28 protein-coding genes and 1 pseudogene are annotated in these 22650 nt (G+C 61.3%); 11 read left to right on the top strand and 18 right to left on the bottom strand.

All coding sequences use genetic code 11. The features are described from left to right. Nucleotides 1-60: 60 nt before the first annotated feature. The 12 genes and pseudogenes from phnN to ccmA all read right to left on the bottom strand — a co-directional run bounded on the left by phnN (nucleotide 61) and on the right by ccmA (nucleotide 8572). Complete coding sequence (gene phnN, locus NMB39_RS20100) at nucleotides 61-627, bottom strand: phosphonate metabolism protein/1,5-bisphosphokinase (PRPP-forming) PhnN (protein WP_494340575.1); 567 nt, start codon at nucleotides 625-627, stop codon at nucleotides 61-63. Between the two features lie 19 nt (nucleotides 628-646). Continuing rightward, nucleotides 647-730 (bottom strand): annotated as a pseudogene (locus NMB39_RS20105) (hypothetical protein); the annotation flags it as partial. Between the two features lie 447 nt (nucleotides 731-1177). Beyond that, on the bottom strand, nucleotides 1178-1606 hold the full coding sequence (locus NMB39_RS20110; protein WP_494340166.1) for a hypothetical protein: 429 nt from the start codon (nucleotides 1604-1606) through the stop codon (nucleotides 1178-1180). Nucleotides 1607-1621: 15 nt separating this feature from the next. Further along, nucleotides 1622-2806, bottom strand: coding sequence for a c-type cytochrome biogenesis protein CcmI (ccmI, locus tag NMB39_RS20115; protein ID WP_494340165.1), 1185 nt, complete (start codon nucleotides 2804-2806; stop codon nucleotides 1622-1624). Then, entirely contained in the window at nucleotides 2799-3272 is a 474-nt protein-coding gene (locus NMB39_RS20120; RefSeq protein ID WP_043050428.1) for a cytochrome c-type biogenesis protein, read from the bottom strand. Before NMB39_RS20120 ends, ccmI begins: the two co-directional genes overlap by 8 nt. Further along, nucleotides 3269-3805 (bottom strand): DsbE family thiol:disulfide interchange protein, encoded by a 537-nt coding sequence (locus NMB39_RS20125; RefSeq protein WP_057022208.1) that lies wholly within the window; start codon nucleotides 3803-3805, stop codon nucleotides 3269-3271. The genes NMB39_RS20120 and NMB39_RS20125 overlap by 4 nt, the downstream gene beginning before the upstream one ends. Then, nucleotides 3802-5787, bottom strand: a complete 1986-nt coding sequence (locus NMB39_RS20130) for a heme lyase CcmF/NrfE family subunit (protein WP_464006731.1) — start codon at nucleotides 5785-5787, stop codon at nucleotides 3802-3804. Before NMB39_RS20130 ends, NMB39_RS20125 begins: the two co-directional genes overlap by 4 nt. A 3-nt stretch (nucleotides 5788-5790) precedes the next feature. Next, nucleotides 5791-6258, bottom strand: coding sequence for a cytochrome c maturation protein CcmE (gene ccmE, locus NMB39_RS20135; RefSeq protein ID WP_043050431.1), 468 nt, complete (start codon nucleotides 6256-6258; stop codon nucleotides 5791-5793). After that, entirely contained in the window at nucleotides 6255-6431 is a 177-nt protein-coding gene (gene ccmD / locus NMB39_RS20140) for a heme exporter protein CcmD (RefSeq protein ID WP_003172771.1), read from the bottom strand. The genes ccmE and ccmD overlap by 4 nt, the downstream gene beginning before the upstream one ends. Beyond that, nucleotides 6428-7183: a heme ABC transporter permease gene (locus tag NMB39_RS20145; RefSeq protein WP_046071622.1), complete on the bottom strand. Its 756-nt coding sequence runs from the start codon at nucleotides 7181-7183 to the stop codon at nucleotides 6428-6430. The genes ccmD and NMB39_RS20145 overlap by 4 nt, the downstream gene beginning before the upstream one ends. An 88-nt stretch (nucleotides 7184-7271) precedes the next feature. Continuing rightward, the gene (ccmB, locus tag NMB39_RS20150) at nucleotides 7272-7940 is read right to left on the bottom strand and encodes a heme exporter protein CcmB (protein ID WP_057014556.1); all 669 of its coding nucleotides are present in this window, start codon (nucleotides 7938-7940) and stop codon (nucleotides 7272-7274) included. Continuing rightward, nucleotides 7937-8572, bottom strand: a complete 636-nt coding sequence (ccmA, locus tag NMB39_RS20155; RefSeq protein WP_367236613.1) for a cytochrome c biogenesis heme-transporting ATPase CcmA — start codon at nucleotides 8570-8572, stop codon at nucleotides 7937-7939. Before ccmA ends, ccmB begins: the two co-directional genes overlap by 4 nt. 200 nt (nucleotides 8573-8772) lie before the next feature. On the opposite strand from ccmA, the gene fliK reads away from it, so the two are divergent. Together fliK and NMB39_RS20165 are read left to right on the top strand one after the other, a co-directional pair. Next, complete coding sequence (fliK, locus tag NMB39_RS20160) at nucleotides 8773-10350, top strand: flagellar hook-length control protein FliK (RefSeq protein WP_494340164.1); 1578 nt, start codon at nucleotides 8773-8775, stop codon at nucleotides 10348-10350. Continuing rightward, a complete protein-coding gene (locus NMB39_RS20165) occupies nucleotides 10347-10676 on the top strand; it encodes an EscU/YscU/HrcU family type III secretion system export apparatus switch protein (protein WP_057022203.1) in 330 nt (109 codons plus the stop codon). Before fliK ends, NMB39_RS20165 begins: the two co-directional genes overlap by 4 nt. Before the next feature lie 146 nt (nucleotides 10677-10822). On the opposite strand, the gene NMB39_RS20170 is transcribed toward NMB39_RS20165, so the two are convergent. Together NMB39_RS20170 and moaB are read right to left on the bottom strand one after the other, a co-directional pair. Beyond that, nucleotides 10823-12049 (bottom strand): molybdopterin molybdotransferase MoeA, encoded by a 1227-nt coding sequence (locus NMB39_RS20170; RefSeq protein WP_494340163.1) that lies wholly within the window; start codon nucleotides 12047-12049, stop codon nucleotides 10823-10825. Further along, nucleotides 12033-12572, bottom strand: coding sequence for a molybdenum cofactor biosynthesis protein B (gene moaB / locus NMB39_RS20175; RefSeq protein WP_043050439.1), 540 nt, complete (start codon nucleotides 12570-12572; stop codon nucleotides 12033-12035). The genes NMB39_RS20170 and moaB overlap by 17 nt, the downstream gene beginning before the upstream one ends. A 76-nt stretch (nucleotides 12573-12648) precedes the next feature. Between moaB and mobA the strand changes: the two genes are divergently transcribed. Next, entirely contained in the window at nucleotides 12649-13251 is a 603-nt protein-coding gene (mobA, locus tag NMB39_RS20180) for a molybdenum cofactor guanylyltransferase MobA (protein ID WP_494340162.1), read from the top strand. A gap of 79 nt (nucleotides 13252-13330) precedes the next feature. Continuing rightward, a complete protein-coding gene (locus tag NMB39_RS20185) occupies nucleotides 13331-13552 on the top strand; it encodes a YgdI/YgdR family lipoprotein (RefSeq protein WP_005786486.1) in 222 nt (73 codons plus the stop codon). 54 nt (nucleotides 13553-13606) lie between these two features. Here the strand turns inward: NMB39_RS20185 and NMB39_RS20190 are convergent, their stop codons facing one another. The 3 genes from NMB39_RS20190 to NMB39_RS20200 all read right to left on the bottom strand — a co-directional run bounded on the left by NMB39_RS20190 (nucleotide 13607) and on the right by NMB39_RS20200 (nucleotide 15213). Further along, nucleotides 13607-14497 carry a pseudouridine synthase gene (locus NMB39_RS20190; RefSeq protein WP_057022200.1) on the bottom strand — a complete coding sequence of 297 codons (891 nt, stop codon included), beginning with the start codon at nucleotides 14495-14497 and terminating at the stop codon, nucleotides 13607-13609. Between the two features lie 69 nt (nucleotides 14498-14566). After that, nucleotides 14567-14902, bottom strand: a complete 336-nt coding sequence (locus NMB39_RS20195; protein ID WP_057014562.1) for a hypothetical protein — start codon at nucleotides 14900-14902, stop codon at nucleotides 14567-14569. 74 nt (nucleotides 14903-14976) lie between these two features. Further along, the gene (locus NMB39_RS20200; RefSeq protein ID WP_494340161.1) at nucleotides 14977-15213 is read right to left on the bottom strand and encodes a glutaredoxin family protein; all 237 of its coding nucleotides are present in this window, start codon (nucleotides 15211-15213) and stop codon (nucleotides 14977-14979) included. A gap of 154 nt (nucleotides 15214-15367) precedes the next feature. Here NMB39_RS20200 and NMB39_RS20205 point away from each other — a divergent pair, with 154 nt between their 5' ends. Then, a complete protein-coding gene (locus NMB39_RS20205; RefSeq protein WP_057022198.1) occupies nucleotides 15368-17104 on the top strand; it encodes a cation:proton antiporter in 1737 nt (578 codons plus the stop codon). Here NMB39_RS20205 and NMB39_RS20210 read toward each other — a convergent pair. Next, on the bottom strand, nucleotides 17091-18299 hold the full coding sequence (locus NMB39_RS20210) for an ammonium transporter (RefSeq protein WP_124356090.1): 1209 nt from the start codon (nucleotides 18297-18299) through the stop codon (nucleotides 17091-17093). The two genes, NMB39_RS20205 and NMB39_RS20210, sit on opposite strands and share 14 nt — an antisense overlap. A gap of 344 nt (nucleotides 18300-18643) precedes the next feature. On the opposite strand from NMB39_RS20210, the gene NMB39_RS20215 reads away from it, so the two are divergent. The 6 genes from NMB39_RS20215 (at nucleotide 18644) to NMB39_RS20240 (ending at nucleotide 22645) form a co-directional block, all read left to right on the top strand. Further along, a complete protein-coding gene (locus NMB39_RS20215; protein WP_005786475.1) occupies nucleotides 18644-18958 on the top strand; it encodes an ElaB/YgaM/YqjD family protein in 315 nt (104 codons plus the stop codon). Nucleotides 18959-18963: 5 nt separating this feature from the next. After that, nucleotides 18964-19368 (top strand): phage holin family protein, encoded by a 405-nt coding sequence (locus NMB39_RS20220; protein WP_043050447.1) that lies wholly within the window; start codon nucleotides 18964-18966, stop codon nucleotides 19366-19368. Further along, on the top strand, nucleotides 19365-19706 hold the full coding sequence (locus NMB39_RS20225; protein ID WP_057022196.1) for a hypothetical protein: 342 nt from the start codon (nucleotides 19365-19367) through the stop codon (nucleotides 19704-19706). Before NMB39_RS20220 ends, NMB39_RS20225 begins: the two co-directional genes overlap by 4 nt. A gap of 165 nt (nucleotides 19707-19871) precedes the next feature. Continuing rightward, on the top strand, nucleotides 19872-21203 hold the full coding sequence (locus NMB39_RS20230) for a deoxyguanosinetriphosphate triphosphohydrolase (RefSeq protein WP_046071610.1): 1332 nt from the start codon (nucleotides 19872-19874) through the stop codon (nucleotides 21201-21203). 165 nt (nucleotides 21204-21368) lie between these two features. Further along, a complete protein-coding gene (locus NMB39_RS20235; RefSeq protein WP_057022245.1) occupies nucleotides 21369-21761 on the top strand; it encodes a response regulator in 393 nt (130 codons plus the stop codon). A gap of 257 nt (nucleotides 21762-22018) precedes the next feature. Further along, nucleotides 22019-22645: a response regulator transcription factor gene (locus tag NMB39_RS20240; RefSeq protein WP_057022195.1), complete on the top strand. Its 627-nt coding sequence runs from the start codon at nucleotides 22019-22021 to the stop codon at nucleotides 22643-22645. Nucleotides 22646-22650 lie beyond the last annotated feature (5 nt).

Consider the following 22650-nt stretch of genomic DNA (forward strand, 5'->3'; position numbering starts at 1 on the left):
CTTGGCGATTACCATTGAATACGGCGAGCTCCGAGGTCACGACCCAGTACCGCAAGCTCCTCATATTGAGTGCCCGTGATCCAGGCAGCACAGCAGGCGGGCGACGGTATGTTCCAATGGGCCGGAGTTATCCAGTATAAACAAGCCCGCGCCATTACCAGCGATCAGCTCGGCAGTGAACCGCGCATTGCGCGCCAGGCGTTCTTCGATGTCCTCCAGGGACTCTCTCCCCCGTGCGATCAAGCGCTGGCGCAATACGGCCTGATCAACCGTCAGCAGCAGCACCAGCAACGTCGGATAACGCTCGCGGGTTTGCGCCAGGTGGGCGCGGGAACCATTGACCAGCACATCGTCGCCGGCTGCCAGCCAGTCGTCGATCTCACGAGGAATTCCATAGGACAAGCCATTGGCCTGCCAGCTCAAGGCAAACGCGCCCTGGGCATCCATCGCCGCAAACTGCTCCGGGCTCACCCCTTGCGCCGCTTCGCCCACTGCCTCCGCCGAGCGCGTGATCACTCGGCGTACCAGGCGGCAGCCGCGTTCGACCAAGCGCGGGCGCGCGGCATCCAGCAGGCTGTCCTTGCCCGAACCCGATGGCCCGATGAGATAGATCAACCTGCCTGCCATCAACACACCCTCTTCGTTAGTCACAGGAAAGTATATCCAGCAATCGTGCAACGGCCAGGCCGGCGGCGGCCACCTTACCCGAGTGCGACCCAACGCGCACCACGTATACGTTACGCAATAAAGGACTTTACCTACGGCCAACCATCCGGAATGCCGCCATTATGCCGAGCGAGCTGTACGCAGGAGGCCGTGCCCCAACCAGGTTTCCATCCCTGGTCGACCGCCTGCGCACAGCTCGCCCTGTTTGACCCACCCCATCAGTGACTGAACCACTGCAATCGGGGCTGGCAGACCGTTTTTTCAGCCCACGACGATGTAATCCCCTGCGCTTTCAGGATGGCCCCACCCAATCCCGACTTCGCCGCCCAGCTGCTTTATGGCGCACAGATCTACTGTGGGAGGGGGCTTGCTCCCGATGGCGGTGTAATATTCAGCTGATCATTGACTGACCTACGCTATCGGGAGCAAGCCCCCTCCCACATTTGCCCGGCGGTGATTGCCAAAGTGCATTTCAAGGCCATGAAAAAGGCGACCCGAGAGTCGCCTTTTGTCATTGTGCGTACTGCTTGCTCAACCCCGGCGGCACGCCTTGTACGTTGGTTTCTTCCCAGGGCCCGTTGGGGCTGATGGAGCGGCTCCAGCCGTTGCTCCAGCGATAGTAGGTGCGCTGGCGGTAGAAGGTGTCGGTCTGGTCGTCGAGTACGTACACCTGCATCTTGCCGTCCCAGTGGCTGGCGGCGCCCGGTGGTGGAGCGAAGGTGGGCGATTTGGTTGGCAATGGCTTCGGCGGCGGGGTCACCGGGCCAGACGGCTTGGTGCTCGGCTGGGTCGACGGACCCGACGGCGGGATGGTCGGCTGGGTCGACGGACCCGACGGCGGGATGGTCGGGCCAGTGGGGGACGGCGGTGGGCGGTGGACCGCACAAGCGCTCAAGCCAAGTACCAGGCTAAGCAGGGTGATGCGTGCAAATGCGGTCATGGGCGTTTCCTCGAGTTATTTATCCGGACTGTCGATGGTCAGCTGCTGCGGCGCAGTGGTGCTGCTGGCCAGGGGTTGGCTGCGGCCGATCCATTCGCCAGTGGTCGGAACACCTGCCCGGGATATGCGCGCAACCAGTTGGACTTCGGGGAAGTTGGACAGTTTCAACTGCGGCATCATTGCATCGGCATCGCCCAGTTCAACGGTGATGGGCAGTTCGGCGACGGTGATGCGCTTGGCCGCCAACGGTGCCGGTGGGCCGGAGACGGCGCGGGCGAAGATGAACACGCTGTCGGTCGGCAAGGTTTTGGCTTTCGCCTCGGCGGACAGGTCCACACGCACTGTCATGACCGCCTTGTGCGCGACCGTACCGCCGCTTTCCTTGAGCTTCTCGGCAGCGCGATCGATACCGCCTTGCAGCGCCACACGAGAATTGTCTTGCGCCGGCAGTTGCGCCAGCAGGCGGTTCCAGTAGTCGATCGCCTCCTGGTAACGCTGGCCTTCAAAGGCGGCGATACCCAACAGGCCAAGGCTGGTGACTTCCTTGGGGTCGAGCTTCAACGCCTCGTTGGTCAGCGCCTGCACCTTGGGCGACCACTGTTTGTTGTCGGCGAAGTATTGCGCCTGGGCCCACTGGCCGAGCAATTCCGGCTGGCGCCCGGCCAATGCCACGGTACGCTCGAAGACTTTGGCGGCATCGGCGGAACGGTCCTGGGCCATGTAGGCGCGGCCCAGGAAGTACAGGCCCTCGGCCGAGTCCGGCTGGGCTGCCGCGGCACGCTCCAGGCGCTGGGTCATGTCGGCCATGGATACCGGCGGCTGGGAGAACTCACGGGTCAGTTCGACCTTGTCGCTCGCCCCATAATGCAGGTACAGCACAACGCCGAGGACGGGCACCAGAAACGCCGCCAAAAACGGCAAGGGTTTACCCAAGCGCGATTCACGGGGCTTTTCCACGCCTTCGGTATCGGCCAGCAGCTCACGGGCGGCTTCGGCGCGGCCGGTGTCCAGTTGCGCGGCGTTCAATACACCTTCGTCCTGCTGCACTTGCAGCTCGGCGACGCGCTCCTGATACAGCGCAACGTTCAGCGCGGTGCGATCCTCCTCACGCTGGGCACGGCGGCCGCGCAGTACCGGGATGAGCAGAAAACTCAGGGCAATCAGAAGCAGCAAGCCGGCTGCGAGCCAGAAATCAATCATCAGTCTTGGTGTCCAGCAATTGGTCGAGACGTTTGCGCTCTTCAGGGGAAAGCGCATCGGAACCATCGGTCGGCGCGGCGCGGCGACGACGCACGATCACCGCCATCACCACGACGCCGGCCAGCAGCAGGCCGGCAGGGCCGAACCAGAGCAGCGCGGTCTTGCCGGTGAGGGCCGGTTTGTAGCGCACGAAATCACCGTAGCGGTCGACCATGAAATCGATGATCTGCTGGTCGTCCTTGCCCTCACCCAGCATGCGGAAGATCTCTCTGCGCAGGTCGGTGGCGATGGGTGCGTTGGAGTCGGCGATGTCCTGGTTCTGGCACTTGGGGCAGCGCAGTTCCTTGGTCAGGTCGCGGAAACGCTCGCGCTCGGCGTCGTTGGCGAATTCGTAGGTGTCGATGGCAGCGTGGGCCACACCGGCCAGGCCCAAGGCCAAAACAGCGGCGGCTAACAGACGCTTCATGGCTTGGCCTCATCGACCAGGGCCTGGTACTTGGCGGCCAGTTGCTCGCGCCACACTACCTCGTCGATCACGCCGACATACTTGTCGCGGATCACGCCCTTGGCGTCGATAAAGAAGGTCTCCGGCGCGCCGTACACGCCAAGGTTCAAACCGAGGTTGCCGTCTTCATCGCGGATATCCAGCTGGTAGGGGTTATGGAACTCGGCCAGCCATTTAAGGGCCGCCGCATTGTCGTCCTTGTAGTTGATGCCGTAGATCACCACGCCCTTCTCGGCCAGCTTGTTCAGCACCGGATGCTCGACGCGGCAGGAAATGCACCATGTCGCCCACACATTGACCAGCGCCGGCTTGCCCTGCAAGTCGGCCTGGGTCAGGATCTTGTCGCCCTGCACTGTCGGCAGGTTGAATGCCGGGAACGGCTTGCCGATCATCGCCGAAGGCAGCTCGGCCGGGTCCAGGTACAAACCGCGATACAGGAACACCGCCACCAGCAGGAACAACGCCAGTGGCACCACCATCAACCAACGCTTCATACCGCAGCTCCCATACCCAGTGCTTCACGCACCCGGCTCTTGACCTTGACCCGATAACGCCGGTCCAGCGCTGCGAGCAAACCGCCAAAACCGGTGAGCAGACCGCCGAACCAGATCCAGCGCACGAAGGGTTTGACATGCACCCGCACGGCCCAGGCGCCGTCGCCCAGAGGTTCTCCGAGGGCCACATACAGGTCACGGGTGAAACCGGCGTCGATGCCCGCTTCGGTCATCATCGAGCTCTGCACGGTGTACAGGCGTTTTTCCGGGTGCAGCACGGTGATTTCCTTGCCATTGCGCACCACGCGCACCGTGCCTTTGTCTGAGGTGAAGTTCGGCCCTTCGAAGTGCTTGGCACCTTCGAAGATGAAGTGGTAACCGGCCAGGTCCATGGATTCGCCCGGCGCCAGGCGCAGGTCGCGCTCGGCGCTGTTCTGGCTGGACAGCACCACACCGAGGGCGCACACCGCGATGCCGATGTGGGCGATCTGCATGCCCCAGTAGCTGCGGGTCAGGGTCGGCAGACCTTTGAGCAAACCTTTGTGACGGGTCTTGTCGACGATGTCACGCACACCAGCCAGTAATACCCAGGCGGCGAGCAGGAAGGTGGCGAGCACTGCCCAGTTGAAGTCGCCGTAGGCAATACCGGCGACCACGGCCAGCGCAACGCTGCCGAGTAGCACCGGAGCGAGCATGCCCACCAGCCATTTCACCGGAGTGTCTTTCCAGCGCACCAGCACGCCCACCGCCATCACCACCATCAACAAGCCCATCAGCGGGATGAACAAGGCATTGAAGTACGGCGGGCCCACGGACAGCTTGGCGCCGCTGAGGGCATCCAGCACCAGCGGGTACAGGGTGCCGAGCAGGATCATCGACGCGGCCACCACCAGCACCAGGTTATTGCCCAGCAGCAGGGTTTCCCGCGACCACAGGTTAAAGCCGACCTGGCTCTTGACCACCGGTGCGCGCAGGGCGAACAGGGTCAGCGAGCCGCCGACCACAAACAGCAGGAAGATCAGGATGAACACGCCGCGCTCCGGGTCGGAGGCGAACGCATGCACAGAGGTCAGCACGCCCGAACGCACCAGGAAGGTGCCGAGCAGGCTGAGGGAAAACGCAGCGATGGCGAGCAGCACGGTCCAGCTCTTGAACACGCCGCGTTTTTCGGTGACCGCCAGGGAATGAATCAGCGCCGTGCCCACCAGCCAGGGCATGAACGAGGCGTTTTCCACCGGATCCCAGAACCACCAACCGCCCCAGCCGAGTTCGTAGTAGGCCCACCATGAGCCCAAGGTGATACCAATACCGAGGAAGGCCCAGGCAACGATGGTCCATGGCCGCGACCAACGCGCCCACGCCGCATCCAGGCGCCCGCCGAGCAAGGCGGCGATGGCGAAGGCAAAGGCCACGGAGAAGCCGACGTAGCCCATGTAGAGCATTGGCGGATGCACAATCAGGCCGATGTCCTGCAACAGCGGGTTGAGGTCATGCCCGTCCGCCGGGATCTGCGGCAGCATGCGGCTGAACGGGTTGGAGGTCATGATCAGGAACAGCAAAAAGCCAATGCTGATCATGCCCATCACCGCCAGCACCCGTGCCAGCATGACTTGCGGCAGTTGGCGCGAAAACACCGATACGGCGAAGGTCCAGCCACCGAGGATCAATGCCCACAGCAGCAACGAACCTTCGTGGGCGCCCCACACGGCGCTGAACTTGTAATACCAGGGCAAGGCGCTGTTGGAGTTGTTTGCGACATAGGCGACGGAAAAGTCGTCGGTCATGAAGGCGTAGGTCAGGCAACCGAAGGCGAACAACAGGAAGGCAAACTGGCCCCAGGCGGCCGGCTGCGCCAGGCTCATCCACAGGCGGTCACCGCGCCAGGCGCCGAGCAATGGCACCACGGCCTGGACCACGGCAAAGCACAGGGCGAGGATCATCGCCAACTGGCCCAGCTCCGGAATAAACAGTGCGGACGTCATCGGTTAGCCCTCCTTGGCAGGCTGCGGATTCGCGCCAGGCGCGGATTGGCCGCTATCTTTCAACGCCTTTGTGACCTCCGGCGGCATGTACTTTTCATCGTGCTTGGCCAGTACTTCGTCAGCCACCACCACGCCATCGGCATTGAGCTTGCCCAGGGCGACGATGCCCTGGCCTTCGCGGAACAGGTCGGGGAGGATGCCGCGGTAAGTGATGGTCACGGCCTTGTTGAAATCGGTGACCACGAAGGTCACGTCCAGGGAATCGCCGGAACGCTTCAACGAGCCCTGCTCCACCATGCCACCGGCGCGGATGCGCGTGTCCAGCGGGGCTTCGCCATTGGCGATCTGGGTCGGGGTGTAGAACAGGTTGATGTTCTCCCGCAGGGCGCTCATCGCCAGGCCCACGGCAATACCCACCCCGGCCAGGATGGCAAGGATGATCAACAGACGCTTTCTACGCAGCGGATTCACTTTTCGGTCTCCCGGCGCAGACGTCGCGCCTCTTGTTGCAGGTAACGCTTGCGGGCCAGGATCGGCGCGGCGACGTTGAGGGCCAGCACCGCCAGGCAAATGCCATAGGCCGTCCAGACATACAGGCCATGGTGGCCCATGGCGAGAAAATCACTGAAAGAAGCAAAACTCATCCACGCACTCCCAGGCTGGTTTGCACTTCGGCTTTTACCCAACTGGTGCGGGCTTCACGCTTGAGCACTTCAAGGCGCATGCGCAGCAACAGTACGGCACCGAAGAAGCAGTAGAACCCCAGCACCATCAGCAGCAGTGGCGCCCACATTTCCACGGGCATCGCCGGTTTTTCGGTGAGGGTGAAGGTGGCGCCCTGGTGCAGGGTGTTCCACCACTCCACCGAGTACTTGATGATCGGGATGTTGATCACGCCGACAATTGCCAGCACCGCGCAGGCCTTGGCGGCGCTGTCGCGGTTGCTGATGGCATTGCCCAGGGCAATCAGGCCGAAGTACAGGAACAGCAGGATCAGCATCGAGGTCAGGCGTGCGTCCCACACCCACCATGAACCCCAGGTGGGCTTGCCCCAGATTGCACCCGTGACCAGCGCCACGGCGGTCATCCACGCGCCAATCGGCGCGGCGCATTGCAGGGCCACGTCGGCCAGCTTCATCTTCCAGACCAGGCCGACGATGCCGCACACCGCCAGCATCACGTAGCAGGACTGGGCCAGCATCGCGGCAGGAACATGGATATAGATGATGCGAAAGCTGTTTCCTTGCTGGTAGTCGGGCGGCGCGAAGGCCAGGCCCCAGACCAGGCCGATGCCGATCAGCAACACGGCGGCGACGCTCAACCACGGCAGCAGCTTGCCACTGATGCCATAAAACCATTTGGGCGAGCCGAGCTTGTGAAACCAGGTCCAGTTCATTGCAGTTTCCATCACGGATGCTTTTCGTCGTGGCGAGAAGCTCAGGGTCTTTACTGACTCAACGTCATCAACGCCGGGTCAGACCTCATTATTCACCGACGCTGATTTTCAGGCCGGCAGCTATAGCAAAGGGTGTCAGGGTTACCGCCAGGGCAGTCAGGCTACCGAGCCATAAGAGGTAACCGGTCGCCGGCATGCCCATCAGCGCGGCTTGCAAAGCGCCGCTGCCGAGGATCAATACCGGGATGTACAAAGGCAGAATCAGCAGGGCCAGCAACAGACCACCGCGCTTCAAGCCAACGGTCAGCGCTGCCCCTACGGCTCCCAACAGGCTCAGGGCCGGCGTGCCAAGCAACAAGGATAGAAGCAACACTGGCAGGCACTCGCTGGGCAACCCTAGCATCATCGCCAGCAAGGGTGAGAGCAGCACCAGCGCCAGGCCGGAAAAAGCCCAGTGTGCCAGTACCTTGGCCAGTACCAGAAGTGGCAAGGGGTGCGACGAAAGGACCCACTGCTCCAGGGAACCATCTTCGAAATCACTGCGAAACAGCCCGTCCAGCGAGAGCAGGACCGATAAAAGCGCCGCTACCCACACCAGTCCTGGGGACAAGGTTTGCAACAGTTTAGTCTCCGGGCCGACCGCCAGCGGGAACAGCGCGATCACAATCGCAAAGAACACCAACGGGTTGGCCAGCTCGGCCGGGCGACGACACAGCAGCCGCGCTTCACGCGCGACCAACAGGGCAAACACACTCATGCCGACCACCGCCCGAGGTCCAACTCGCGAAAACCCGCGGGCAGGCGCGTCAGGGTGTGGTGGGTGGTCAGTACCACCAGGCCGCCTTTCTCGCAGTGCTGGGCCAGGTGCTCTTCGAGTTGGGCCACGCCCTGTTTGTCGAGGGCGGTAAAGGGTTCATCGAGAATCCACAGCGGCGGACCGGCCAGGTACAAACGCGCCAGGGCCACGCGGCGCTGCTGGCCGGCGGAGAGGGTGTGGCAGGGAACGTCTTCGAAACCCTTGAGGCCCACCGAGGCCAGGGCCTGCCAGATCGCGTCGCGGGAAGCAGGGTGATGCAGGGCGCTGAGCCAACTGAGATTTTCTTCAGCGGTGAGCACGTCCTTGATACCGGCGGCGTGGCCGATCCAGATCAGGTTGCGCGCCAGTTCGGTACGTTGTTCGTGCAAGGGCTTGCCGTTGAGTCGTATATCACCTGCCGTGGGCTGCATCAAACCGGCCAGCAGGCGCAGCAGGCTGGTCTTGCCGCTGCCATTAGGCCCACTGATTTGCACCATGTCGCCCCCCGCCAGCCGCAGCTCGAGTTGCTCGAACAACAGGCGCAGGTCGCGTTCACAGGCAAGCGCTACGGCTTCAAGAAGAGGGCTGGTCAAGAGATCGCGGGCCTTTACGGTTCAAGTCGGCGGTGCAGCGGCCGTTATAGAGAAATGCACAATAACGGCTTTGGCGACCGATTTTAGAGAGCTGGATCAAATAGTTGTGAGGTTTTACCGCTCTCTATTGCAGACGGGCGGCATTATACATGCGATGCCCTACTCTAAAGAGGGCAATTTCCCCAGAGACGACGTGCACGATGACCGGCGAGATCAACCTACCTCCACTGCCTCCAGCCCCAGCGCCCAAGCCTGCCCCCCTGCCTGCGGCTGGCGAGCTGCTCAGGCTGCTGGAGCCACAGTCCGGCTTGATCGGCCCAGGGAAAACCGTGAACGCCGAGGTCATAGCGCTGAAGCAAGGCAGCGAAGCCTTTCAGTTGTTGCTTAAGTTGACCCTAGAAGGCGGTCGCCAGACTCTGGTCCAGGCCAGCAGCGCCCAGCCCTTGCCGTTGGGCAGCAATGTCGCGGTGAGCCAGACGCCTGCGGGCAACCTGGCCATCACCTTGCAGCAAGCCATGAGCGCCAATGTCGCCGCCCTGACCCGCCTCGATACCTCGCAAATGCCGGTGGGCACGTTGCTGCAAGCCAAAGTGCTGACCACGCAGATGCTGCCTCAGGGCACGGCGCAGCCGGCGATCTATCGCTCGCTGGTGAGCGTGCTCAATAACGCCCTGGCCGGTGCCACCCTGACGCTGGAAAGTCCTCAACCCCTACGGGTTGGCAGCTTGCTCAGCGCCGTGGTGCAGAACGCGCAAACCCTGAGCTTCGTGCCATTGAGCGGCTTGAAGGACCAACTGGCCGTGGCGCAACAGCTTGCCACCCAGCAAAGTCGCCAAGGCTCGCTGGATGCCGTGTTCACCGCCTTGCAAAACCTGCCCCGTGGCGACAGCACCTCCGCCGACCTGCGAGCCGCTGCCGAGCGTTTATTGGCGGCGTTGCCCGACCTGGCGCAAGTCAGCAACCCCAAGGTGCTGGCGCAGGTGATCCAGAACAGCGGTGCTTTCCTGGAAGCCAGGCTGCTCGCCGGGCAAAACCCGCAAATCCCCCCGCTGGATATGAAAGGCGCGCTGTTGCGCCTGGTCGCGGACCTGCTGCCCACCCTGCCCGCCAGCACCAACCTGAATGCCATCCTCGCCGCCAATACCCTGGCCCAGGTGCTGCCACATTTTGTCCGCAGCCCGTTGAACACCCTCGGCCAGGTCGGTGCCCGGCAGATACCGGCAAGCTTCCCGCTGCCCGAGCGGCTCATGGCCAAACTCGAAGGTGAAGGCGACCTGGAGAACCTGCTGCGCCTGGCCGCCGGCGCGATCTCCCGCTTGCAGAGCCATCAGCTGTCGAGCCTGGAACAGACCGGCACTACCGCCGACGGTCGCCTGCAAACCACCTGGCAGCTGGAAATTCCCATGCGTACCTTGCAAGACATCGTGCCGTTGCAGGTCAAGTTTCAGCGCGAGGAGCCGGCGTCGGACAAGGACCAACCTGAGCGCAAGGACAAGAAGGACCCGAAACAGATGCTCTGGCGCGTCGAACTGGCCTTCGACATGGAGCCGCTGGGGCCGCTGCAAGTCCAGGCGCAATTGACCCAGGGCAAACTGTCCAGCCAGTTGTGGGCCAGCCGCCCGTTCACGGCCAGCCTGATCGAAAGCCACTTGGGCAGCCTGCGCGAACGCCTGGTGTCCTCGGGGCTCAACGTCGGCGACCTGGATTGCCACCTGGGCACCCCGCCACGCGGCCCCAAAACCGGACTGGAACAACGCTGGGTGGATGAAACCGCATGAAGAACGCCGCCCCGCCCCGCCAGGCCATTGCCCTCAAGTACGACGGCCAACAGGCCCCCACGCTGACCGCCAAGGGCGATGACGCCCTGGCCGAAGCCATCCTCAAGCTGGCCCGGGAAAACGAAGTACCCATCTATGAAAACGCCGAGCTGGTGAAGCTGCTGGCGCGCATGGAACTGGGGGACAGCATTCCAGAAGAGCTGTACCGCACGATTGCCGAGATCATTGCGTTTGCGTGGACATTGAAGGGCAAGTTCCCGGCTGGATACGACCCGGATGCGGGGCCGGTGGAACGGGATATCACTGAGCGTGGCGACGATTACTGAGGAGCCACAGGCATATACAAATCCAAGTGTGGGAGGGGGCTTGCTCCCGATTGCGGTGTGTCAGTCACATTATTTCAACTGATAGACCGCTATCGGGAGCAAGCCCCCTCCCACATTTGGAGCCGGCCACATTTTTTGATCTGTGGTCAGTTCAGGACTTCGTTCAGGGGGATGAAATTGACTTGGTCACCGATATCCAGCGTCGTGCCTTCCATCACCTCCACAAACCCTTCAGCCCACGCCGCACTGCGCAGCACGCCGGAACTCTGGTTGTGGTAGATGACCGCCTTGCCCTGCTCGATACGCCCACGCAGGTATTCACGACGGTTACCCGGCTTGGGCCAGGCGAACCCTGCCGGTACTTCGAAACGCAGCGGCTGCACCTGCGCCACACCTTGGCGGCGTAGCAGATAGGGGCGCGCCAACAGCGCAAAGGTCACCAGGGTCGAGGCCGGATTGCCCGGCAGGCCGATCACCGGCACGCCACGAAAATGCCCGAAGGTCAGCGGCTTGCCTGGCTTGATCGCCAGCTTCCACAGTGCAAGCTCGCCGTCTTCACGCAGGGCAATACCGAGGAAGTCTGCTTCGCCTACCGACACACCGCCGGTGGACAGGATCAGGTCGACGCCGCCCAGGCCCGCCAGGCGCGTGCGGGTCTGTTCCAGATCATCCGGCAGGATCCCGGCATCGATCACTTCACAGCCCATGCGTGTCAGCCAACTGCACAGGACGCGGCGGTTGCTGTTGTAGATCTGCCCCGGGCCCAGCGGCAACCCCGGCTCGATCAGCTCATCGCCGGTCGACAGTACGGCCACGCGCACGCGGCGCACCACGTCGAGACAATCGCACCCCAGGGACGCGGCCAGGCCCAGCTCGATGGGCCCCAGTCGGGTACCGGCGCTGAGCACGCATTCACCGACCGTGGTTTCCTGGCCTTGGGGGCGGATGTTGTCGCCCACTTGCAGCGGCTCGGTAAAACTGACGCGCTGGTCGGCATGCACCACGGCGTTTTCCTGCATTTGCACACAGTCCGCGCCCTGGGGTACCGGCGCGCCGGTAAAGATGCGGGCGCAGGTGCCGGGCGCCAACGGCTCGGGCGCATTGCCGGCGAAAATGCGTTGGCTCACCACCAGCGGTTCGCCGGTCCAATCCGCCAGGCGCACGGCGTAGCCGTCCATGGCGCTGTTGGGCCAGGGCGGCAGGTCAAGTGTGGAGATCAGGTCCTGGGCCAAGACCCGGCCGTCGCACTCAGCCAGGGGCAGGGCTTGCTGCTCGCGAATCGGTGCGGCTTCGGCCATGGCCAGCAGACGCTGCAAGGCGTCTTCCACCGGCATCAGTGCGCCGACCTTGCCCGGCTTACCCACGGGATTCACAGGGTTCAGCCTGTTTCAGATGCGGGACGAAGTTGCACGGGCGGTGACGGCTATCCAGTTGCTCGGCGAGGATGCCGTCCCAACCGGTGCGCACGGCGTTGGTGGAACCCGGCAGGCAGCACACCAGGGTGCCATTGGCCAGGCCGGCCAGCGCACGGGATTGCACGGTGGAAGTGCCGATATCGGCCACGGATATCTGGCGGAACAGCTCGCCAAAGCCGTCGACCTGTTTGTCGAGCAGGCAACTCACGGCTTCGGGGGTGCTGTCGCGGCCGGTAAAACCGGTACCGCCGGTAATCAGCACCACTTGCACAACATCTTCGGCGATCCAGTGGGCAACCTGGGCGCGGATCTTGTAGAGGTCGTCCTTGAGCAGTACGCGCTCGGCCAGGTGGTGGCCGGCGGCAGTCAGGCGGTCGACGAACACCTGGCCGGAGGTGTCGGTGTCCAGGGTGCGGGTGTCGCTGACGGTCAATACAGCAATATTCAGGGGTACGAAGGGCGCATCGGCCTTGGCTTTCATGGCACGGTCCGGTTGTCGAAGGAACAGCCCGATGTTATATCACAGGCCCCCATTTACGTGCCGCTGCGGAACCACCATGTCTGTTGAATCTTCACCCCTGCCCTGTTCGATCCTGCTGTTGGCCGGTGGTCGCGGCCAACGCATGGGCGGCCAGGACAAAGGGCTGCTGCAATGGCTGGGCGAACCCTTGATTGCCCACCTGCAACGGCTGGCCCGGCCGCTCACCGATGACCTGATCATCTCGTGCAATCGCAACCATGAACGCTATGCGCCTTATGCCGATCAATTGGTGAGCGATGAAAACCCGGACTTTCCCGGCCCCCTTGCCGGTATCCGCGCCGGACTGCTCGCGGCACGCCATGAGCATCTGCTGATCCTGCCGTGCGATGTACCGCAGATCGATGAGCGACTGCTCGCCGACTTGCGTGAGATCGCCCAACGCAATCGGCAGCTGCCGGTGATGGTGCGCCAGGGCGAGTTCTGGGAACCCTTGCTGTGCATCATCCCGACCAGCCTGAAAAACCAAGTGGAACAGGCCTGGCAAGCGGGTGAGCGCAGCCCGCGCAAGATCTTGCTGGAACTGGGTGGCGTGGCCCTGCAATGCCCGGCCGATGACCCGCGCCTTGCCAACCTTAATACGCCCGAGCTGTTGCACCCACGGGCTGGCGTGTCAGAATGAGCCTTGCACAAGGAACTTTGCCGACGTCCCATACGTCACAAGGTCAGCAATTTAAAAGTATTCTCTCGGAGACAAACTCATGACTCAACGGACCATCGCCGCTCTCATGCTTGCACTGGGCCTCGCCACCCTCGCCGGTTGCGCTTCGCCAACAGTGATCACCCTGAATGACGGTCGCGAAATCCAGGCCGTCGACACCCCGAAATTTGACGAAGATTCGGGCTTCTACGAATTCCAACAGCTTGACGGCAAGCGCACCCGCATCAACAAAGATCAGGTTCGCACCGTTAAAGACCTGTAAGCCACAACGCTTGCACACAAGGCCCGCCTCGCGCGGGCCTTGTTGTTCCTGGGGTTACCAGTCGAGGATGATCTGGCTGCGGAAACTGCGTTCTTCACCGCTTAACGGATCGATAAAGCGCACGCCTTGGGCCAGCAGTTTCAGGGGGTTGGCGTAGTCATCCTCGGCATCCTTGATCACCTCGGGGTAGAACGGGTCATTGCAGATACTCGCGCCGAGCGCGGTCATGTGCACGCGCAGCTGGTGCTTCTTGCCAGTCACCGGGAACAGGCCGTAGCGCCATAAGTGGCCGTTTTTCTCTCGCACTTGCACAGCCGTTTCGGTGTTACTGGCGCCCAGCCCTTCCTGCATACGAAAGAACGGCTCGCCATCCACCAGCCGGCTTTTGTGCACCAACGGAAAGCTGAGGTTCGGCAAGGCTGGGGCGATGGCTTCGTAGAATTTATCGATACGCCGCGTGGGAAACAGTTGCTGATACGCCGAGCGGCTTTGCGGGTTGGCCGAGAACAGCACCAGCCCCGCCGTATGCCGGTCGATACGGTGCAGGGGCACCAGCGCGGGGTTGTCCAGGCGCCGGATCAGGCGACGCAGCAGCGTCTGCTCAACGTACTCGCCAGCAGGCGTAACCGGCAGGAAATGCGGTTTGTCCGCCACCACCAGGTGTTCATCGGCGTATAGGATGCTCTCCTGTACCGGGATCACTTTCTCGTTGGGCACTTCGCGAAAATAATAGATGCACAGGCCTTCCTTGTAGGCCAGGTCCAGCCTGATAGGGCTGCCATTGATATCCAGTACCCTGCCCCGCGCAATCCGGTCCAGCCATTGCTCGCGGCCGATGGCCGGGAAGTGCTCGCACAGGCAATCGAGCACCGTCGCCCAAGGACCAGGTGGCAGGTACAACGTACTGGCTTGGTGCTGGGAAGGGGAAAAACCGGAAGTGGACATGCAGATGCTCGAAGCCTGGGAAACAGGCGGGCATTATCCCGCATGGCGCACGATTGCCTAGGGCCTATCTCAGGCCTTGGCCAATTGCGCCCGCAGGACCGGCGACGCGCTCGCGGCCTCGGTGAACTCCTTGAGCCAGCGCAATACGTCCACTGCTTCCCAACGGCCTGGATCATACAGCGCGTAAAGCAAGCCCTGGTAACCCACCACATCCAGCTGCTTGTGATAACCGGCTCGCTGGAACAGTGCCTCGATTTCCGCAAAACAGGTGTTGAAATGCACTTTGTTAAACGGCGTCTTGCCTTCCGTGACCAGGCCATCGAGGCGCAGCTCCTTTACCGCGTCACGCACGACATCGGCAGACATGCGATTGACGCTGCTTTTCAGTTGTTCAACATTCACCACGGGCGTTCCCTCTATTCAATCGCTGTACGAATATACAGTAACGTAATATTGGGAAACCCGCCATCGCATAAATTTCAGCGCAGGAAGGCGACCACTTGGTCAGCGTCGAATGGCCAATCCAGTTCCGCCCCGGTGTCGATCCGCCGCAGTACCGGGATCCTTAGGCCGTAGGCTTCGGTCAGGTCTTCTGGATCGGTGATATCGATCAATTCAACCATCAGACCGTGGTCGACCAACGGCATGAGGACCTCTTCCGCAAGTTCACAAAGGTGGCAACCCAGGGTGCCGAACAGCTGGCATTCAGGAGGCATGACGAAAGAACCCGGTCAGAAAAACAAGTGATCATTCTAAACCCGCTCGCCCCATGAAATCCCATTGCCGACAAAACACCTGACCCAGGTCACCATGGCCTATAACTGATTCAGCGATTCTCGCGGCTTTTTTGCCCGCTCACCTGCAACGGAGATGCTTGTGTTTGCCAACCTGCTGATCATTCTGGCCTCATCCCTGGTGGTGATTGCGCTGTTTCGCCGGCTGCAACTGCCGCCCGTGCTGGGCTACCTGTGCGTGGGCCTGGCGGTGGGTCCGACTGCTTTGGACTGGGTGAACGACAACGAGGACCTGCCGGATCTGGCCGAGATGGGCGTGGTGTTCCTGCTGTTTTCCCTGGGGCTGGAGTTTTCCCTGTCGAAAATGTTTGCGCTGCGCCGCGTGGTGTTTGGCCTGGGCAGTTTGCAGGTGCTGGGCTGCGGGGCGCTGCTGGGTGGCCTACTGATGGGCTTTGGCCTGGCGCCGGGCATCGCGCTGTTGCTGGGGGCAGGGTTGGCGTTGTCGTCCACGGCCATCGTCAGCAAGGAATTGACCAGCCTCGGTGAGATCTTCAGCAGCCATGGCCAGAATGCGATTGGCGTGCTGCTGTTCCAGGACGTGGTGGCGGTATTGCTGCTGACGCTGGTGCCAGTGTTTGCCGGCAGCAGTGACCAAGCCTGGTACTGGGCGCTGCCGCTGACCCTGGGCAAGACTGTGGTGTTGTTCGTGGGCCTGTTATTCGCCAGCCGCTGGTTGCTGCCGCGGTTGTTTCGTGAAGTCGCGGCGTCCCATTCGGCGGAGTTGTTTGTATTGCTGGCGCTGGTGATTGTGTTGCTCACGGCCTGGCTCACCCATCTGCTCGGCCTGTCCCCTGCCCTTGGGGCTTTCCTGGCCGGCATGTTGCTGGGTGAAAGTCATTATCGTCACCAGATCGAAGCGGATATCCGACCGTTCAGAGACATTCTGCTGGGGCTGTTTTTTGTCAGCATCGGCATGTTGATCGACCTGCAGTTGTTCATCAGCCATAGCCTGTTGATCCTCGGCCTGACCCTCACGCTGATGCTGGTCAAAGGTTGCGTAGTCGCCACACTGGTCAAGCTGCGCGGCAGCGACACTGAGACCGCCTGGCGCAGCGGCCTGGCCCTGGCCCAGGGTGGCGAGTTCTGTTTTGCGTTGATGGCGCAGATGCAACAGAGCCGGCTGATTCCAGATCAATTCAACGGGCTGCTGCTGGCCGCCACGTTCTGTTCGATGCTGTTGACGCCATTGCTGTTGCGCGCCGCGCCGGCCATTGCCCTGCGCCTGCACCGCAAGCCCAACCAGCAGGTGCAACTGGAGCAGATCACCGCGCTCAATGCGCAACTGCACGGGCATGTGGTGATTTGTGGGTATGGTCGGGTGGGCCAATCCATCGCGCGATTTTTGCGCCGCGAACACCAGGCGTTTATCGCCCTGGATGACGACCCCGCACGCGTACACGAAGCCGCCACCGAGGACAGCAGCGTGCATTACGGCGACTGCCGCCGTGGCGCCTTGCTCAGTGCCGTCGGCCTGGAGCGGGCGCGGTTGGTGGTGATCGCCGTAGACAACAGCGATGTCGCCCTGCTGGTGCTCAAGGAAGCGCGGCGGATCAACCCTGAGGTGCCGATCCTGGTGCGCACTCGCGATGACAGCCAGTTGGCTGAGCTCAAGGCCGCCGGTGCCAGTGAGGTGGTGCCTGAGCTGCTGGAATCAAGCCTGATGCTCGCCTCCCACGCGCTGATCCTGCTGGGCCTGCCGGACCAACAGGTACAGGCGCGGGTCGATGAGGTGCGGCACAACCACTATCGCCTGTTGCACGGATTCGATCCGCAGCCCCGCACGGACGAAGAGGCGCCAATCAATCCTGACTGACTGCGCCAATCTTGTGGATCGACAGGTCGGCACCGTAATACTCTTCTTCCTGGCTCAGGCGCAGGCCGTGCATGCGCTTGATCGCGCCGTATACGAGCAAGCCGCCGCCAAAGGCCACCACCACGCCAAGGCCGGTGCCAATCAACTGGCTGATCAGGCTCACGCCGCCCAGCCCACCCAGGGCGGTCTGCCCGAATACGCCGCAGGCGATACCGCCCCACACCCCACATAAGCCGTGCAAGGGCCATACACCCAGCACGTCATCGATCTTCCAACGATCCTGGGCAGCGATAAAACACCACACAAACAACCCTCCGGCAATGGCCCCCGTGACCAGCGCGCCCACCGGGTGCATCAGGTCGGAACCGGCGCAGATCGCCACCAGCCCGGCCAATGGGCCGTTGTGCAGGAAGCCCGGATCGTTACGCCCAATCACCAGCGCGGCAACGGTGCCGCCGACCATGGCCATCAACGAATTGACCGCCACCAGGCCACTGACCCCATCCAGGGTTTGCGCACTCATCACGTTAAAGCCAAACCAACCCACGATCAGGATCCACGACCCCAGCGCCAGGAAGGGGATGCTCGACGGCGCAAACGCCACCAGGCGTCCTTCGCGATAACGCCCGTTGCGCGGGCCCAGCAGCAACACGGCTGCCAGCGCCAGCCAACCGCCCATGGCGTGTACCACCACGGAACCGGCAAAGTCATGGAAGCCAGCACCAAAGGTTACGAGCAGCCAGGCTTGCAGGCCGAAGTTGCCGTTCCACACCATGCCTTCGAAAAAGGGGTAGACAAACGCCACGATCAGCGCGGTGGCGCACAGCTGCGGAGCAAACTTTGCTCGCTCGGCAATGCCGCCGGAAATGATGGCCGGGATGGCCGCAGCGAAGGTCAGCAGGAAGAAAAACTTCACCAGGCCGTAGCCATGATCGGCACTGATCACGGCTGCTGGATGCATGAAGTTCACGCCATAGGAGATCCAATAGCCTATAAAGAAATAGGCCAGGGTTGAGATCGCGAAGTCGCTGAGAATTTTCGACAAGGCATTGACCTGGTTCTTCTGACGCACCGTGCCGACTTCCAGGAAGGCAAAACCGGCGTGCATGGCCAATACCATGACCGCACCAATCAGGATGAACAGGGTGTTGGAGCTATGGACAAGGGTGTCCACCGCACTTTGCAAATTTTCCATGGAGGTTGGCAGGCCTGCATCAAGGCAAAAAGCACCAAAGCGGTTCAAGCCAGGGTTTTGCGCACTAAATTGGCACCGGCGACCCCGCCCTTGTTAAGAGGGCGTGAACCGCTTTAGCGCAGCGATCAACACACAGGCCGTTGCCGACAGGGTTTTTCCGCGGGGTTGAGTGATTTAGGGTAAGGTTTTTCAAGGCTTGCGCCACGACCGCCCGGATTCAGCGCAGGCCCCAGAGCCTGCGCACCAAGGCAAAGCAAAAGCTGTACCACACAATTGCACTGAACCTTCGGCGAACCCCGCGACTCGAAACCACACGTACAGATCAGCCACACACGGAGACAACCATGGCCGGTAAAACAGCAAAGACTGCTCAAGAGATACTGATGGCGGATTTTCAAACCCTGGTCAGTGATACCGAAAGGTTGCTGGACGACACCGCTGTGCTGGCCGGTGACCAGGCCGATGAGCTGCGCACCAAGATCCATGAGAGCCTCCTCAAGGCCCGCGAGACCCTGCAGTTGACCGAAGATTCGCTGCGTGAGCGCGGCCAGGCGGCGATCACTGCCACTGAAGACTACGTACAAGCCAACCCATGGCAGTCCGTCGGTATTGCTGCCGGCGTGGGCTTTTTGATCGGTTTGTTGGCTACAAGGCGCTAAATATCATGTCTATCGGCGAATCCAGCTCATCAACGAGCGCACACTCTTCAGGAACCAGTTCCACCTCCCGACGCCTGGGCGCTGCTGTGCTGGGCTTGCTGCACAGCCATGTGGAATTGTTCGGCATCGAATTGCAGGAGCAAAAGGCCCGCACCGTCAGCCTGTTGCTGTTTGCCGGGCTGGCGCTGGTGTTTGCCCTGCTCTTGCTGGTGGGGCTATCGACGCTGGTAATGATCCTTGTATGGGACACCGGCTACCGACTGACCGGGATCATTTGTCTCTGCGTGTTCTACAGCCTGGCCGCCGCGTTCTGCGGGGTGCGTTTGAAAGCGGCGGTGTTCGATGAGTCCACGCCCTTCCACGCCACTCTTGAAGAACTGGCCAATGACCGGGAGCGCCTGCTGCCATGAGCATGACTGAGATCCCGCAAAACACCTCCCGCCGGGAAATGCGCAAGGCGCTGATCCGCCTGCGCATGGAAATGCACCGCCAGGAAATCCGCCATGAGTCCCAGCAACTGATGGCGCCCCTGCAAAAAATGCGCAATATGCGCCACAACTGGCAGGACAGCCTGGGCATCAAGCACGCGCCACTGTGGGGCGTAGCGGCGGTGACGCTGATGGGCTTCTTTACCGGCAAGGGCGCCAAAGGTGGCAGCATCAGCAGCGTGACGCGCCTGATACGGCTAGGTGCCGGGTTGATCCCGCTGATCAAACTGGCCATGCAAGGCGCTTCGCGCAAAAACTGACCTATGTGAGTCAAAGACCGTAATGACCGGATATGTCCTGGTCATTGCGGTTCTTTGCGCTGCCTGTTAATTGATATCGACACTGCCGACCGTTGGATTCGCTTGCCCCAGCGAGGCCGAACCGGGAAGCTGGACCTGTCATTCACCGTACGGAGAGTACCCGCCTTGGATTGGCCCACCCTGCTGACCCGCGAACGCCTTGGAAAACCCCTGCACAGCCCGGAAGAACTGGGACGCAGCCCCTTTCACAAAGACCATGATCGCATCATCTTTTCCGGTGCATTCCGGCGCCTGGGGCGCAAGACACAAGTGCACCCGGTATCGAGCAACGACCATATCCACACGCGCCTGACTCACTCGCTGGAAGTCAGTTGCGTCGGGCGCTCCCTCGGCATGCGCGTGGGCGAAACCCTGCGCAGCGCCCTGCCCGACTGGTGCGACCCGAGCGACTTGGGCATGGTGGTGCAATCGGCCTGCCTGGCCCATGACATCGGCAACCCGCCGTTCGGACACTCCGGCGAAGACGCCATTCGCCACTGGTTCCAGCAGGCCGCCGGGCGCGGCTGGCTGGATGACATGACCAGCGCCGAACGCAATGACTTCCTCAACTTCGAGGGCAATGCCCAGGGGTTTCGGGTGCTGACCCAGCTTGAATACCATCAGTTCGACGGCGGCACGCGGCTGACCTATGCCACCTTGGGGACTTATCTCAAATACCCCTGGACTGCCCGCCACGCCGACTCACTGGGTTACAAGAAACACAAGTTCGGCTGTTACCAGAGCGAGCTGCCGATTCTTGAACAGATCGCCCACAAGCTCGGCCTGCCCCAACTGGAGGAGCAACGCTGGGCCCGTCACCCCCTCGTTTACCTGATGGAGGCCGCCGACGACATCTGCTACGCGCTGATTGACCTGGAAGACGGCCTGGAAATGGAGCTGCTGCAGTACGCCGAGGTCGAGTCGCTACTGCTGGACCTGGTCGGCGATGACCTGCCACAAACCTATCGGCAGTTGGGCCCGCTTGACTCGCGGCGCCGCAAACTGGCGATCCTGCGTGGCAAGGCCATCGAACACCTGACCAACGCGGCAGCAAGGGCGTTTGTCGAACAGCAGGACGCTCTGCTCGCTGGCACACTGCCTGGCGACCTGGTCGAGCACATGCACGGCCCGGCAAAACGCTGCGTACTGGATGCCAAGGACATGGCGCGCAAGAAAATCTTCCAGGATAAACGCAAGACGCTGCATGAAATCGGCGCCTACACTACCCTGGAAATCCTGCTGAACGCATTCTGCGGTGCGGCCCTGGAACAACATGGCGGACGCACCCCATCGTTCAAGAACAGGCGCATTCTCGATTTACTGGGCAATAGCGCGCCGGACCCGGCCTGGCCATTACATGCCTCGTTCCTGCGGATGATCGATTTCATCGCCGGCATGACCGACAGCTACGCCACAGAGATGGCGCGGGAAATGACCGGGCGCTCCAGCCCTCAGTAACAACTCGACCACGCATCCTGTTCCCTGAAGAGAATCGCCCTACGACGGGAACAGAGCGGCCTGATCGAATTCGTACATACACCCGAAGAATAATCACGCACGCTCTTAACGGACCAGCCGAGCAATTCCTCCCCCCATCGACGCTTGACTCACTGTGTGTTCTCTATGCCCAGATACCCTCTTCGTATTCTTTTGGTGGAGGATCACCCCTTTCAGCTCCTGGCCACCCAATGCCTGCTCAAAAGCTTCGGTTTCGACCAACTGACGCCCGTGGAAAATGCCGAGCAGGCCATACGTTTGATGAGCCAGTCCGAATACCCCTTCGATCTGATGCTATGTGACCAATGCCTGCCTGACTTGCCCGGGCTTGAACTGGTAGAAATCGCCAGCCGCCAGCGCTTTATAACCAGTGCGATTCTGTTGAGCGGGTTACCCCCGGCGGAACTGATTAATCTGAAGAAACAAGCCTTGCAACGAAATCTGCCACTCCTTGGTTACTTATCAAAACCATTGAACAAAGATCAACTTGAACAGTTGATTGCCTCGATTTTCACTTAACGAATGTAGGAAATTAAACATTTCCGCTAGAGAAAATCGACGTGAGGCTAGTCGCAAATACCAAGGCGCCATTACATGACGCAATCATGCCCAAAATACTTACATACACCTCCATCACACCTAGCAACTTGTAGGTGCATGCCTTTTCTAGCGTAGGAACTTTCCTGTTTTGCTTCTACCGCCCTAAGGCTTCATGCTGCAACCTCACCTTCTGAGCTAATGTGCCCGCTTTATTTGCACCTGCATGGAATGTGATTATGAACTCTGTCTTTATTATCGATGACCACCCGGTTATACGACTCGCCATTCGAATGTTGCTGGAACACGAGGGTTACAAAGTCGTTGGCGAAACAGATAACGGGTGCGATGCCATACAGATGGTGCGTGAATGCCTTCCAGACCTGGTGATTCTCGACATCAGCATTCCCAAGCTTGATGGCCTTGAAGTCCTCTGCCGCTTCAACGCGATGAACACATCGATGAAGACGCTGGTGCTGACGGCCCAGTGCCCCACGCTCTTTGCGACGCGATGCATGCGTTCGGGCGCCGAGGGGTATGTGTGCAAGGAGGGGGACCTGAGCGAGTTGCTCAGCGCCATTCGTGCAGTGCTGTCGGGCTATAACTACTTTCCCAGCCAGGCGCTGAATAGTCCCGGCGCCGAAGGTATGGACGCTCAGGAGCTGGAACTGTTCAAAACAGTCAACGACCGCGAACTGATGGTGCTGCAACTGTTTGCACAAGGCCGTACCAACAAGGAAATAGCCAAGGGTATGTTTCTGAGCAATAAAACTGTCAGTACTTATAAAAAGAGGTTAATGCAGAAACTCAAGGCCAAATCCTTGGTAGAACTCATCGAGATGGCAAAACGAAACGCGCTAGTGTGAGAAAG

Source organism: Pseudomonas sp. FBCC-B545 (assembly GCF_059134095.1).